The organism is Streptomyces zagrosensis, from assembly GCF_014203645.1.
GTDB classification, from domain to species: Bacteria; Actinomycetota; Actinomycetes; order Streptomycetales; family Streptomycetaceae; genus Streptomyces; species Streptomyces zagrosensis.
Map to the genome: position 1 here is coordinate 1 of NZ_JACHJL010000027.1, position 14,165 is coordinate 14,165.

The 14,165-nt window shown below is 69.3% G+C and carries 12 protein-coding genes; 5 read left to right on the top strand and 7 right to left on the bottom strand.

All coding sequences use genetic code 11. The features are described 5' to 3' along the window. Positions 1-338: 338 nt before the first annotated feature. From FHS42_RS32500 to FHS42_RS32515, 4 genes are all read right to left on the bottom strand, one after another. Positions 339-2,606, bottom strand: coding sequence for an ATP-binding cassette domain-containing protein (locus FHS42_RS32500; RefSeq protein ID WP_221477088.1), 2,268 nt, complete (start codon positions 2,604-2,606; stop codon positions 339-341). A gap of 247 nt (positions 2,607-2,853) precedes the next feature. After that, positions 2,854-4,101 carry a serine hydrolase domain-containing protein gene (locus FHS42_RS32505; protein ID WP_246495730.1) on the bottom strand — a complete coding sequence of 416 codons (1,248 nt, stop codon included), beginning with the start codon at positions 4,099-4,101 and terminating at the stop codon, positions 2,854-2,856. Beyond that, positions 4,098-5,699: an alpha/beta hydrolase gene (locus FHS42_RS32510; protein WP_184579267.1), complete on the bottom strand. Its 1,602-nt coding sequence runs from the start codon at positions 5,697-5,699 to the stop codon at positions 4,098-4,100. Before FHS42_RS32510 ends, FHS42_RS32505 begins: the two co-directional genes overlap by 4 nt. 166 nt (positions 5,700-5,865) lie before the next feature. After that, positions 5,866-6,318 carry a VOC family protein gene (locus FHS42_RS32515; protein WP_184579270.1) on the bottom strand — a complete coding sequence of 151 codons (453 nt, stop codon included), beginning with the start codon at positions 6,316-6,318 and terminating at the stop codon, positions 5,866-5,868. A gap of 285 nt (positions 6,319-6,603) precedes the next feature. Between FHS42_RS32515 and FHS42_RS32520 the strand changes: the two genes are divergently transcribed. Next, entirely contained in the window at positions 6,604-7,266 is a 663-nt protein-coding gene (locus FHS42_RS32520) for a class I SAM-dependent methyltransferase (protein WP_184579273.1), read from the top strand. Positions 7,267-7,403: 137 nt separating this feature from the next. Here the strand turns inward: FHS42_RS32520 and FHS42_RS39530 are convergent, their stop codons facing one another. Next, positions 7,404-7,544 carry a hypothetical protein gene (locus tag FHS42_RS39530; RefSeq protein WP_512700948.1) on the bottom strand — a complete coding sequence of 47 codons (141 nt, stop codon included), beginning with the start codon at positions 7,542-7,544 and terminating at the stop codon, positions 7,404-7,406. A gap of 300 nt (positions 7,545-7,844) precedes the next feature. Between FHS42_RS39530 and FHS42_RS32525 the strand changes: the two genes are divergently transcribed. From FHS42_RS32525 to FHS42_RS32540, 4 genes are all read left to right on the top strand, one after another. Next, positions 7,845-8,984: an amidase domain-containing protein gene (locus tag FHS42_RS32525; protein WP_184579276.1), complete on the top strand. Its 1,140-nt coding sequence runs from the start codon at positions 7,845-7,847 to the stop codon at positions 8,982-8,984. Between the two features lie 279 nt (positions 8,985-9,263). Next, positions 9,264-9,689 (top strand): Hsp20/alpha crystallin family protein, encoded by a 426-nt coding sequence (locus tag FHS42_RS32530; RefSeq protein ID WP_184579279.1) that lies wholly within the window; start codon positions 9,264-9,266, stop codon positions 9,687-9,689. Positions 9,690-9,768: 79 nt separating this feature from the next. Next, positions 9,769-10,170, top strand: a complete 402-nt coding sequence (locus tag FHS42_RS32535; RefSeq protein WP_312867138.1) for a DUF2267 domain-containing protein — start codon at positions 9,769-9,771, stop codon at positions 10,168-10,170. 335 nt (positions 10,171-10,505) lie between these two features. Next, entirely contained in the window at positions 10,506-10,724 is a 219-nt protein-coding gene (locus tag FHS42_RS32540) for a glycosyl hydrolase family 65 protein (protein WP_184579286.1), read from the top strand. 76 nt (positions 10,725-10,800) lie between these two features. On the opposite strand, the gene FHS42_RS32545 is transcribed toward FHS42_RS32540, so the two are convergent. Together FHS42_RS32545 and FHS42_RS32550 are read right to left on the bottom strand one after the other, a co-directional pair. Beyond that, positions 10,801-12,246 carry an aldehyde dehydrogenase family protein gene (locus FHS42_RS32545; protein WP_184579288.1) on the bottom strand — a complete coding sequence of 482 codons (1,446 nt, stop codon included), beginning with the start codon at positions 12,244-12,246 and terminating at the stop codon, positions 10,801-10,803. Positions 12,247-12,330: 84 nt separating this feature from the next. After that, positions 12,331-14,100, bottom strand: coding sequence for an asparagine synthetase B family protein (locus tag FHS42_RS32550; RefSeq protein ID WP_184579290.1), 1,770 nt, complete (start codon positions 14,098-14,100; stop codon positions 12,331-12,333). Positions 14,101-14,165 lie beyond the last annotated feature (65 nt).

Sequence of the window (14,165 nt, forward strand, 5' to 3'; positions counted from 1 at the left end):
GGATGCACGCCGAGGTCGACGGCCAGCTTCTTGATCTGCGGCTTCGGATCCGAGGCGCGATACATCCGCACCGCACGCTCACGCAACTCCAGCGAGTATTTCCTGGGGCAACCATGGTCGATGTTCCTCTCATGAGAACCATCTGACCCTCTGTCACCATCTTCCGCATCTCGGGGGAACCTCAACCGGAACGCAGGCCGACAGCATGTCAGCACCATGCCATCAGCACGATGTCAGCACGTCGGTTGCCGGTGTGCGGGCCCCGGCGTGCTGGCTGCCGGGGCCCACACGCCTTCTCACCCGCTTCCGGAGAGGCCCGTCCATCCATTCTCGGGACGCTATCCGCCTCCCTCCGAGGCCGTGGCGGCCTGCCCCTGCCCCTGAGCCGGTGCGGCGGCCTGCCCCGCCGGCGCGGCAGCCTGGTCTGTGGGCGCGTGCTGGGCGGTCGCCGGTGCGTCCTGCCGCGTGGGTGGGTGGCCATACTGCGCGGCTTGGGCCTCGTACATCGCGCGATACATGCCCCCGTTGCGCCGCATCAGTGCCGCATGATCGCCCTCCTCAACCAGTCGGCCGTGGTCGAGTACGTAGATGTGGTCGGCCGCCGCGGTGGCGGCCAGTCGATGAGTGATCAGCACCAGGGTGGTGCCATCGTCGGTCATGCGTCGCAGCCGGGCGAAGGTGTCGATTTCGGCGTGCGGGTCCAGCGCCGAGGTGGGCTCGTCTACGAGGACGAAGGGCGCCGCCCGATAGCGGATACGGGCGTTGGCCAGCTTTTGCCACTGGCCGCCGGAGATCTGCGTACCGCGCTCGTAACCCTTGACGACGATGGAGTCCCAGCCGTACGGCAGGCCGTCAACGATGGTGCGGGCGTCGGCATCCCGGGCGGCCTGCTCCAGGCGCTGCTGATCGGCCGCGGTGGTCCCGTCTCCGATGGTGATATTGGTACGAGCCGACATCTGCCAGCGCGGAAAGTCCTGGCCCAGCAGGGCCACCTGGCTGAAGACCTCGGCTCGATCCGCCTCGCGCACCTCGACCGCCGATGCGCCGGTGCCCTCCTGTCCCTCCTTGCTGCCCTCCTGGCCGTCGTCGGGTGCGCAGTCACCCTCCCACCACAGTTGGCCCGCGGTGGGCAGCAGCAGACCGGCCAGTACCTTGGCCAGCGTGGTCTTGCCGGAGCCGTTGACTCCGACCAATGCGACCACCGTGCCCCGCGGCACGGTCAAGCTCACCTCGTCCAGCGAGGGCCGCGTGGCGCCTGGATAGGTGAAGGACACTCGCTCCAGCCGAATTTGGCGCACCCGTTTCGGCAGCGCCTTGCCCGCGGTGGGGATGGTGTGCTGGTCGGCCAGTGCGCACGCCTCCTCGGTATCGGCCAGGTACAACGCCTCCTCGTAGGTGCGGTTGAGCTGGGTCACCAAGGCGGTGAGTTTGCCAGTGGAGGTGCGGATGGCGATGACCGCGGTGCCACCCACGGCCAACGGCATGCCACCGGTCGTCAGCAGCAGCCACAGCACCCCGTAGACCCCCAGTGCGGCGACACCGGAGATCGCGGCGGCGATGAGCTGGGTACTCGCCTGTTCGCGGGCGAGGCGGCGCTGTTCTGTCTCCATCGAGGCGGACATCTCCTCGTAACCACGCAGCAACAGCCGACCTGCGCCGTGCACCCGGATTTCCGGGGCGGCGTGCGGCATCGTCACATACTGAAGCAACGTGGCGATGGCCCGGCGGTGATCGACCCAGTGCCGTCGCGAGGCGTACTCCCGCCGCGCCGAGCGCACCGCGCCCCAGCCCTTGGGCACCGCCACGAGCAAGAGCATCGGCAGCAGCAACGGATGCAGCGTGACCAACACCGTGCCCGCGGCGGCCAGCCCAATCAGGGCGTTGGCCACGGCCGTCGATGAGCCGATCATCCGGCGGGCCGAGTCGGTGCCGAACTTGCCTGCTTCCAGGCTGCGTTGAACGGCCGGCTCCTCGGTGGCCCGCAACTCCACCCGTGCGGTCGCCGCGTAGTAGCGCGTGGAGACCGCCCGTTCGACCTGTGGTTCCAGCCGACCGGACATGGCCACCGACCAGGCGGCCAGCACCGCCGAGCACATGGCCACCACCGTGATGGCCGCCAGTGCGGGCAAGGCCATGCGCAACCGGTCGGTCGTCGGGCCCTGGGCGAACAGCTCGGTCAGCACCCGGTTGGCGGCCACCAAGGCGAAGGCCGCGGTCAGGCCCTGCCCCAACTCCGCAGCCACCACGCCGTACAGGGCGCGCCGATCCGCTGCCCAGGCCGCGCGCACCACGACCGCAACCATTTGGGGCAGGGCCTTGGCCATGCCCCAAAAGCCCACCTTGAGCAGCGGCTGTTCATGCTGCACGAAGGACGAGTCGTAGCGCAGCTTCCCACCGAACAGCTCCCGCTCCGCCGCGGAGATGCCGCTGTCCAGACCGTCGCTGCCCGGCTCGGCGGAAGGGTCGGCGGCGCTGTCCGGACCGGGCGGTTGCCGCGGATGAGCAGCGGCGGACGACGAGGCCGAATTACTCGCATGGACCGAACTCGCCGTCTTACCTGCCCTTTCGGTGCCCGCATCCGACGCCTTACGCCGCGCCTTGCCCATCACCGCACCACCCCCTTGGCCGGGTGCCCTCGCGGACGGCTCCCGCCGAAGGCGCCAGCACTATCGCGCCTCCCTTCCTGCCTGCGCCGCGCGGGGGCGTGGTGGCGTGCTGGCTCCAGCGGGTGGCGTGGCGGGCTTCGCGCACGGTGGTCCCCTTCCCTTCGGACTGGAACCAGTGAACCCGAGGGCACTGACAATTGGGGTGGCCTGCGCACATGGGCACGGGAGTTCGGGCTCCGCGGCCCGCTCAGTCGGGCGCGGCCCCCGTCCGCAGCGCGTTGTCCACCAGCCGTAGCGCCGCCTTCTCCTGCGCGTCTTTTTGGCCGCCCTCCATGCGGAGGGTGAAGATCGCGGTGGTCGCGGCGCGGGAGCCATCGGCGCGTACGCCGCTCTCCGAGACCACGCCCAGGTGCGTACCGCCGTGGAACCAGATCCCGCCAAAATCTCCGCGCATCGGTCGCCAGGCGATACCCAGCCCGTAGCGGACGCCCGCCGCTGCTATCCAGCCCTCCGCCGCCACTGTTACCTGCATAGCGGCCAGTTGGGCCGGACTCAGCAGCCGCCCACTGAACAGGGCGCGTAAAAAGGTGGCCAGGTCCCGGGGCGTGCTGATCAGGGCGCCGTCAGCGAAGCCGGCATAGGCCAAGGTGGTGTCCGTGAGGTCGGTGGTGCCGGGGAAGGCCGTGTACGCCGTGGCTGTCGGCTGCGGCACATACGGTGAGGTGCCCGGAATCAGGGTGTGGCGCAGGCCCAGCGGTTCGATGATGCGCTCGTGGACCTCCTGCGCCCAGGAGTGGCCAGTCACCCGCTCGATCAGCAGGCCCACCAGCACATAGTTAGTGTTGGCATAGCCCCAGCGCTGTTCGCTGACCGGATCGTCGGCGTCGGGCAGCCACCGAGGCGGTTGCTTGAGCGCCGCCGCCACCTGCTCACGCGGGGACTGACTGGTGAACCGGCCCTTGCGATAGCCATCGGGGGTAAAAACATCTCCCGTGTCGGACGCCGAGAAATAGTCGTTGAGCCCGCTGGTCTGCCGCAGCACATTGGCGACCGTGATCCGCCGTCCGTCGTTGCCGTTGCCGCGCACCAGGCCGGGCAGCCAGTGATCGACGGTGTCGGTCAGCGCAAGCCTGCCCTCCCCGACGAGTTGCAAAGCGACCGTGGCGGTGAAGGTCTTGGTGTCGCTGCCGATGCGGTAGTACGCGTCCCAGGGCACGGGGCGCCGCGCCCCCTGGTCCGCCCCACCGGCACGCGCCGCCGCGCGACCGTGCGCCGTCTGTATTTCGGCGAGTACGCCGGTGGCGCCCGTCGCGCGGATCGCGTCCACGTCCCGTTGCAGGCCCTCATCACGCCCGGCCTGGTCCGCTCGAAAGAGCCCGCCTCGGCGCGATGTGCTGTCCGCGGTCGCCACCGCTGGGGACGCCCCCACGAGCAGCGCCGCGGCGGCAGCGGTCATCCCGGTGCGCCGGCTGAACACCGGCTGCTCCCCACTCATTGCTCTTTCCCGGTCTGCCCGGCCTTCACGGTTTGCGCGCAGCTCTGGTCCTTGGCCGGCAACGCACCACCGCGCAGATAGTCGTTGACGGCCCGGTCGGCGCACGGCACAGGCCGCAGCCCTTCGCTGCCACGCCCGTAGACGCCGTGCGAGCGAATATCGGCGGTCACCAGGCGCGAACCAGTGAGCTTGCGGTGCAGCGCCAACGCCCCCTCATAGGGGACGTTGTTGTCGCGCCGTGCCTGGAGCATCAGGACGGGGACGTCGTTGTCGATCGCGGTGCCGGCCTCGCGAGGCTCGATCCCCCAGAAGGCACACGGCGCGATCATGCCGTTGGCGAACGGCCCGAAGACCGGCTGAGTGGCGCGGCTGTGCTGCATGTTCTTCCAGTACGTGGCCGGCTCTTTCGGCCAACCACCGGCGGGCCAGCCGCCGTCACCGCACATGAACAGCGCCCCGCCCACCATGCTGTCGGCCAGGTCAGGAGAGTGCAGCAGCTCCAGTAGACCAGCGAGTTCCGGGCCGGGCTCGGTCAGCCTTCCCGCGTCGGCGTCCACCAGGTCCCGCACCACGCTGGCCAGCGCCGCATCGTGCTCCTGGTGCTGAATGAGCTGCCGGAACAGCAGCCGCATCAGCGGTGCGTTCAACCGGTCGTCCCGGACGGCAACCGGCCGCCGCTCGGCGTGGTCGAGCAGCCGCTGCACGCTCGCGCGCACCACCGCGCGGGTGGTCCCCAACCGATACGTGCCGTCGTGGCGAGCGGCCCACGTGGCCCACTCATCGAGCGACTCCTCCAGCGGCACGCCCGCACGCTGGAACAGCTCGTACTGGCTGGCTGCCGGGTCGGTCGAGGAATCAATGACGATGCGGTCGGCCCGCCTAGAGAACATCTGCGTGTAGACGGCGCCCAGGTCGGCGCCGTAGGAGATGCCGTAGTACGACAGCTTGCGCTCGCCGAGCACCGCCCTGATGGCGTCCATGTCCCGGGCAACGTTCCGCGAGGAGGCGTGCGGTAGCAGATCGGCGTTGTTCCCGTGGTCCACGCAGCGTCGCGCCGTGTCCTGGGAGGTTCGCACGGAATCGTCGAAGTCCTGCCGCGGGCTGGTTGTGGGCCCGGGTGGCACTGGCGGCGGGGCGGGCGCACAGGTGATGGGGCTGCTTTCGCCGAGGAACCGCGGATCGAAGCCGATCAAGTCGTAGCGGTCCGCCACCTCCTTGAGCGTGGGGCGCAGGGCCACGGTGTTGGCCAGTCCGGTCCCGCCGGGCCCGCCCGGGTTGGAGAACAGCACGCCGCGCCGCTCGCGCTGGTTCTTCGCCTTGACCCGGGAGACGGCGATCTGGATCGTCCGCCCGCTCGGCTTCGCGTAGTCGAGTGGCACGCTCACCTGCGCGCACTGGGCCCCTGCCGTGTGGAGCTCGTCCTGCGCAGCCGAGCACGGCCCCCAGTTCAGGCGCTGGTGCCGGTACGAGGCGTCAGGGGAGGACGGCGCGTGGTGCGAGGTGGGCGAGTGTGGGGCGGGTGCGGCGAGAGCGGGCACGGCTCCCGCGAGTAAACCGGTCAAGCCGAGCCCGGCGGCAACCGTCGATGCGATGCGCATCGTGCTCCTTTGCATGGTTCGGATCTTTTTTGATCAAGCTGTTGCGACCCGAATGACGCTAGAAGCATGTGCGGCACAAGAACATCAGGCCAGCCGGCCAGTGAAAACTGATGCCAGCCCCCGGGCGGTTGGCGAGCTGCCAGGACGGGCGTGCGGCCGTTGTCCGCTAGCCGCGGTCTGGGTTCGCCGGCGGGACGGGGTCTTCACCGAAGACCCAGGGGGCGAGGACGACCATCCACCCATCAGGGTCCTCGAAGGCAACCGCCCCGCGGTCGGGCCAGTACGGATTGGCTGCTGGGACGGGGGCGCGGCCGTGTGCGGCCAGTTGCTCGACTGCTGTTGCCACGGCCTGCGAGCCGCGCAGGTAGAGCACGAGTTGGTTCTCCGGGTGCGGCTCAGGGATGCGCGGCGGGGTGCCGTGCTGGGTGATCTCCATGTGCACCGGAGTACCGGGCAGACCGAACACGATGCCGTCGTGCCCCTGGTGGCCTCGCCATTGGGCCAACACGGGCAACTGCAGGGCGTCGCGGTAGAAGACGAGGACTTCGTCGTACGCGGCCGTGGGGCGCGCGAACCGCACGGCACCGACGTCGAGATGGGCGGGCCAGGAAGGGTGCATGTGGCGATGCTGGCAGGTGGGCCCGGGGCGCGAAATCCTGCGCTGGGCCTACGACCACCGACCGAGACGCCTGGTCAACGGCCCATCAGCCCATCCCACCCCGCTTTGCGGACGAACTTCCTCCGCCCGCTCGGCCGCCGGCGGATTGCTTGCCTCCATCTGGCCGGCGGTGGGGCTATCGGAGGTTGGCGGCGGGTCTTTGACCTGGTGGGTTCCCTTACGGGGCAGGTGCCTGAGGGCTGTGGGCCCGTGGCATTGTCGGTGGTGGCTGCGAGGATCGCCGACATGACTGAGACCTCTGCCGCCATCACCAAATATTGGGACGGCGCGGCTGCATCGTTCGACGACGAGCCCGACCACGGTCTGCGAGCCGATCATGTCCGGGCTGCGTGGACGAGCCTGCTGCACGGCTGGGTGCCGTCCCATTCCGTCGATGTGCTCGATGTTGGCTGTGGGACGGGCTCGTTGTCCTTGCCGCTTGCCGCGGCCGGGCACCGAATGACCGGCGTCGATCTCTCCGCACGGATGATCGACCAAGCCCGCGCCAAGTTCGCCGCCGCGGGGCTGGAGGGGAACTTCCTGGTTGGTGACGCGGCGGCGCCGCCCACCGGGGACCGCCAGTACGACGTGGTGTTGAGCCGCCATCTGGTGTGGACCCTGCCCGATCCCGACGTGGCGCTACGGGAGTGGGCGAAGCGCTTGCGGCCGGGCGGCACGCTGATACTCATCGAGGGACGGTGGCGCGAGGCCGGCCAGTCCGACGTGCCGTACGTGGCCGGGGCGGGCGCGCTGCCGTGGAATGGCGGCGTGAGCGCCGCTGATCTTGCGGCCCATGTGCGACCGCTCGTCGCTGAGCTGCGCGTGGAAAGTCTCAGCGATGATCCGAACCTTTGGGGCGGCCCCGTGACCGATGAGCGGTATGCGCTGATCGCCAAGGCCATCGGCTAAGACCTGCCGCTGCCGCTCAAGCGGAGCGCGGTGCCGGGCCCACCGCGCCACGCGACAGGCCAGTCGGGGCGGCGGAGCCCGGTTGGCGCGTGCCTCGAATGCGTCTGATGGCACCCGCCTATGGGTCAGGACTGCGGTCATTGACCATGGTTGGCGTCGTTCTTGCGGCGCGCCTTCTTCTTGCGGCGTCGCTTGGATGGCATGTCGTTCCTCCTCACTTCACTTGGCAGACACATCTCATGATGAGGGCTTCGCCGAGCTTCCACCCTTTTACGCATTTATTGGTGATTCGCGCGGCGACTAGGAGGCCGCCTACTCGCCCCGTATCGGCCCGCCTCCCTTGCCTGTTGGGTGAGGCACCGCAGCGAGCCATATGCGCCCGAAGCGGATGCCCCGCGGGTCGGGGGAGCTGCCTCCGGGGGTGCGCGTTCGCTGGTTAGCCGGGTGGCGGTGGGTCACCTCCGCGGAGTTCATCTCACGGTTGATCCACAATCTCCTCACATACCCGCTAAAAATCGGGAGTTCATGCGAAGATTCCGTCTCCGGCCCGTCCGGACCGGGTGACAAGGGGAAACAACGTGATACCTACGACCTTCAGATCCGCTGTCGGGGCGGCACTGACGGTGGCCGTTTCGGCCGTACTTCTGCCCGCGTCGGCTGCGAGCGCGGCGGAGAGCGCAGAATCCAAGACGCGTACGGTGGACAGCGCGACGACCCAGTCTTTTGGTCGTATCGCCGATGCCGTATTGACGGAGCGCACCGCCGCCATCGTGGACGGTCGGTCCGCGCGTCGGGCGGCGCCGCAGAGCGCTGGCACCGTACGCCTGTCGGCCGCGCTGGCCCGGGTGGAGAACACGGCCGTGTCCTCATTGGGCAAGCGCAAGGCCCGGCTTGCGGCTCTGGGTGAGGCGTACACCGCCGCCGACACCAAGACCACCGTGAACAAGACCCGCATCACGGGCAGCCGAGCCATCGTTCAGGTCACCGAGAACACGACGCTCCGGTACAAGAAGATCCGCGGCGACGAGCCCGCGACGACCGGCTTCGAGGCCCACCACGAGTTGAGCTTCGCCCTTGCCCAGGGCGGCAAGTGGGAACTGACGGGCATGCGGTCAACGGACGATGGCCCGGTTGCGATCAATGAGCCCCAGACGGCAACGGTGACGAGCGCGGTCGCGCTTCCCAACGCGAAGCCCGCCGCCACGGCGCGCCCCTCAAGGCCGCAGGCCAAGCCGCCGGGAACGGCCGGCTACAACTACAAGGCCATGGCGGCCTACGCCGAGAAGTACTGGAAGAACTACAACCCCGCCTACCGGAAGTTCAACGACGCCGGCGGGGACTGCACCAACTTCATCAGCCAGGCCCTGAAGGCGGGCGGCTGGAAGCATGACTCCGGTGTGTACTCGGACTACCGGAACTGGTGGTACGACTCCTCCTACCAGACCCTGTCTTGGGTCGGCGCCAACGAGTGGTCGTGGTTCACGCTTGGCTCCAAGCGGGCCACCAACCTGTCGAACGTCTATCACATGGGTGTCGGGGACGTCATGCAGATGGACTTCGACCGGGATGGCTCCAAGGACCACACGATGATGACCACTTACCGGAGCTCCAGTGGCGTCCCGTACCTGACGTACCACTCGGTCAACACTTACCGGAAGTCGGTGGCGAGCATCGTGGCGTCCAACCCGCGCGCCCTCTACTACGCCTACCGCACCTGATGACCACGGCGGTACTCGTGCCATTCGGCTGAGGTCGTGTGGCGCGGAAGCCCCGTGACCGTCATGGCCTTGTCTCCGGATGGGGCATGACGCGTACGGGCTGTGCGGTGGGCCCTGTCGAGGTTGATCTTTAGCCTCGGCAGGGCCCGCTGCGTGTGCGGCCTGCGATACGGACTCGCCGATTTTCCTGAGTCTCCTCTTGTCAACTTTATGGGTGGCGAGCTATATAAGAAGGCGTAGGGCATCGCACGCAGTTCGAGATGAGAGGAGAGACCTGTGATGCTCATGCGTACTGATGCGTTCCGTGATCTAGATCGAATCACCCAGCAACTCCTTGGCACCGCCGCGCACCCGGCCGTGATGCCAATGGACGCCTACCGAGTGGACGACGCATTCGTCGTGCACTTCGATGTGCCGGGCATCGACCCAGACACCATCGACCTCGACGTCGAGCGGAATGTGCTCACAGTCAAGGCCGAGCGTCGCTCACCGGCGCCTGACGGGGCGGAGATGATCGCCTCGGAGCGGCCTTCCGGAGTACACACTCGCCAGCTTCTGCTCGGCGACACGCTCGACGTTGAGCGCATTGATGCGTCGTATGACGCGGGGGTGCTCACCTTGCGGATGCCGGTCTCTGAGAAGGCCAAGCCCCGCAAAATCAAGATCGGCGACGGAGGCGGGACCCCCCGCCAGATCGTGGCCTAAGCCGGGCTCCCCCTTCGACGAGAAAGGCAATCACACCACCATGCGCACTGAGCGGCGAGCTGAACAGCAGGAGAGGGGCATGAGGTTCGACGAGCTGATCAAGGCAGTGCAGGAGGACGGCTGTTACGCCACGGCCGCGGAAGCCGATGAGGTGACGCGTACCGTGCTGGCAGCATTGGGCCGTCAGCTCGTCGGCGATGAGCGGGTGGTATTGGCCCGTCTCCTGCCGGCGGAAGCGGCTCATGAGTTCGCCGCCCAGATCCCTGCTACGCGACGGCTCACCGGCGGCGAGTTCGTGGACGAGCTCGCCGCGCGCACCGGCCTCGATCCGGTGACCGCGCGCTGGAACGCCGGGTCCGTCCTCGGCGTCCTGGCCCGCACCGCAGGTCCTGACCTGGTGCGGAACATCCTCGCCCAGTTGCCCGAGGGATACGCGCTGCTGTTCGGCCAGGCCCAGTTGGCTCCGGCGCGCGCGGCCTGACCCGCTCCCCACGCCGAGAAACTGCCCAGGAGCGCGCGGGCGCCCGCGCACTCCTGGGCCCGCCCAAAGCGGCAAGGCACGGGGGCCTGGAGCTTCGCTGGCCTCGTAACTGGTTGCGGCCGGCCCCGCCTCTTGGCCTGCCCGACGCTGGCCCCGGGGTCAGCCCGTACTCCCCACCGACTGCCCGTGCGCTACCGAGTCCGCCGGGGCGACGGGCCCCCGGGCCCTGGCTCACCCCTGACAGCGCCACCCTCACCAGCTTCCGGCAGAAGCTCGACCTGCGGCAGGGCACCCTCACTCGGTGGCTGCGGCCTCAAAACTCGCGAAGACGCGCTGTGGCTGAACCCGGCGCGGCGCCACTGCTGGAGCCATCCGAGTACGGCTTCTGCGCCCGCTTCCACGGCCACCGGGGCGTCTCGCTGCGCATGCGGTCGGGAAAGCTGTGCGTCAGCGTGCCCGATTTCAACGAGACTCCCATTCGGCTTGACCTCGCCGGCCGCTCGGTGACCATCGCGCCGGAAGACTCCTGCTGGCTCCACCTTCCCGGCAACTGATCCGCCGCGCCTGGTCAACCACACCTGGGCGGGCCCCGACGAGCCCGGTGGCAGCCCCGCTGGCCGTACGGGGTCCTCACCGCTCCATGGACGCCGGGCCGGCCAGCAAGCGGGCCGTTATCGTCTTGGGTCGCTGGTACTCATGCAGCGCCAGGACGCTCAAATCCGTGCCATGGCCCGAGGCGCCCCTGCCGCTGTGCGGGAGCTCCGCCGTCTGAACGAGATGGCAGTTCAACCAGGCCTCGCCCGCGTTCAGTCGGCCCGCCACATCGAGCCCCGTGCCCACATCGCGCGTCCATACGCTCGCCGCCAACGCCTGCGGTACGCCGTTCGCCAGGTCGATGGCCGCGTCCAAGCCGGCCGCCCACTGGACGGTCAGCAGCGGCCCGAAGACCTCATCGACGACCGCGGGATCATCATCGGGCACATCCGCCAACACCCGGGCGGCGCGCCACACTCCGCCCTCCTCGCCCGACCCCGGCGCGATCTCGGCCGCGATGTTCCGCCCGGCCCGGGAGGCCGCGACGATCCGGTCGTACCGCGCGGCCTGGTCGGCGTTGTTGAGCGGCCCGAAGTCCCGCCCGGCCAGCCGCTGGGCCATCGCGGCCGACAACCGCTCGACGGCGGTCTCATAGTTCTCGCGCAGCGTGATCACCCGGGCGGGCGCGGCACAGCTTTGCCCCGCGTTGTACGTACAGGCCCGCGCCAGCTCCGCCCAGGTGTCATCGGGCGCGTCGGGCAGCACGAGCGCGGGGGCGTTGCCGCCGAGCTCAAGGCTGGCTCGACGTATCCCGGCGCGGGCCACCACGTCGGCGCCGGCGGACTTGCTGCCGGTGAAGGCCACCATGTCGATGTCCGCCTCTACCAGCAGCCTGCCGGTCTTGCGGTCGCCGGGAAGCGTCTGTAGCACGGCATCGCCCAGCGCATCGGCGGCATGCTCGGCGAAGAGGGTGAGCGAGTCCGGGGTGGTCTCGGCGGGCTTGACCACCACCGTGTTACCGGCGGCCAACGCGGGCGCGCCACGCCACGCCGTCATCATCAGCGGATAGTTCCACGGCACGATCACCCCCACCACGCCCACCGGCTCCCAGCGAACCCAGCTCTCATGCCCGGCCACCAGGCGCCCCGATGCCGGAACCAGCTGCGTGCGGGCGGCCGAAGCGTAAAACCGGAACAGATCGGCGACCTGCTCCACCTCGCCCACCGCCTCGGCCGCCGGCTTGCCCGTCCCGGCCTGCTCCCGAGCCACGTACTCGGCCGCGTGCTCCTCGACCAGCGTGGCGAGCCGCTCCAGGCGCCGCGATCGGTCCCTGGGAGTCCGCTCACGCCAGGCGTGCGCCGCTGTGCGCGCCGCGGCGACGGCCGCCGCGACCTCCTTCTTACGCGCCCCCTGCACCGTGCCGCGTACCCGCCCGGTGCGGGGATCGACCAGCGCAATGGAGCGCACAGTGGTCGCCGGGGTGCTGGTTTGCGCGGTGGTTTCTGGGCTGCTGGGCTGCGTAGCGGATATCGGGGTGTCCATGGGCTCAGGTCCTCCTGGTGCCGACTCGTATGGTGCACACGGCGCGGCCTACGGGCCGTTTTTGCCCGCTCGATCACGCCGCGCTCATAGCTCGTAGGACCGCAGCCACAGTTCGAGGGTGAGCACCAGCCACAGCTTGCTGCCGTGCCGAGGCTGTAGGGTGCCCTCGCCGCGCATCCAGGTACGCACCGTGTCGGGGCGGAACAGCCCGCGCTGCCGTGCGGACGCGCCCAGGAGCAGATCGCTGCCGAGCTCTCGCAGCGGCCCGTGCAGCCACTGCTGCACCGGCACCCGCATCCCGCTCTTGGGCCGGTCCACGACGGTGGCGGGCAGCAGGTCCCGCACGGCTTCCTTCAGCACCCACTTCTCTACGGTGCCGCGCAGCTTCAGCCCGGGCGGGGTGGCGAAGGCGTGGTCGATGACTCGGCGATCGAACAGGGGCGACCGCCCCTGTATCCCCTGCGAGGCGGTCAGCCGCTCCACCTTGGTGAGGATGTGGTGCGCGCCCTTGGTGCGCAAATTGCAGTGCAGCAACTGGTTGAGTAGATACGTCATCCGATCCGGCCCGGACAGATAGGGCTCGACGAACCGCTGCGGCACCGGTGCATCGGCCAGTGTCCGAAGGGCCTCGGCCGTCAGCAGGTCGGGCAGATCGGTCCAGCACTTGCGGTAGGAGCGCAAATAGGCGGTGGCACGGTCATCGCCGGGCCCGGCCGGGTCCTGGTGCATTTCGTGGACGAGCATCGGCAGGTTCTTCGGACCGCCGAACACCGGGTCCCCGCCCTCCCCGTTGAGGGCCACCCGCAGCCCTTCCCCCGCCACCGTCTCGGCCAGCAGCAAATTGGGCACCGTCAGCGGATCACCCACCGGATTGTCGATGAGCGCCGCCGCTTCGGGAAGCCGCGCGGCCACGGCATCGCCGGAGACGGTCAGCACCCGATGCCGCGTGTGGCAGTGCGCGGCGACCAGGCTTGAGTACCCCAGCTCATTGGGGAATTCATTGCCGAAGCTGATCGAGTACGTGCGCACCGGATGCGTGTGCAACTTGACGGCCAGGGCCGTCACCAGGGAACTGTCGATGCCGCCAGACAGCAGGACGCCAACGGCCTCGGCCTCAGGCAGCCGCCGAGCGGTGGCCGCTTCCAGCGCGGCGCGCAGGTCCAGCACGGTGTCCGTAGGGTCTCGTTGCTCCGGGTCCGCAAGGTGTTCGCGTGGCTCCCAGTGCACCTGTTCGGTGACCGTGCCGTCCGCCGCGAGCCGCAGCACTCGCCCGGGCAGCACCTCGCGCACGCCGCGTAGCAGCGTCTCCTCGCCGGGCAGATAGGCGAAGGTCAAGAAGGAGCGGACGGCGGCCATGTTCAGCCCAGCGCCCAAAGCGGGCCAGCGCCGCAACGCTCGCAACGACGACGAGGCGGCCCAGCAGCCGTCTGCGCGAGCGTAGAAAAGGGTGCGGGCGCCCACGTGGTCACGGATCAGCACCAGGTCCGAGCCGTCCAGGACGGCGAGCGTAAACATGCCCTCCGCCAGGGCGACGCCGCCCTCGCCCAGCCGTGCCCAGCAGCGCAACAGCAGTTCACCATCGGCACAGTCGGGCGGCGGGTTCTCGCCTACGGCGGCGAGCGCGGCGAACAACTCCGCGCGGTTGTGCACGGTGACCTCGCCGATGGCCGTCAGCCCGCGGACGACGAAGGGGCCGTCGGCGTGACCGGGTTCGTCCATGAGCAGGGCGACACCCGGCGTCGCTGTGCCGGGTGTCGCTGTGCCGCGCGCTGTGCGCTCGGTGGCGCCCATCGCGGCGAGGTGGTCGCGAGCCCGTCCGGGGGAGGGCGCCAGACAGGCGCAATAACGCGCCATGGACGGCTCCTTTTCTTGAGTCTTTCCGTGTTCTGTGTGTCGTTCCCTGCACCCGTGGGCAGGTC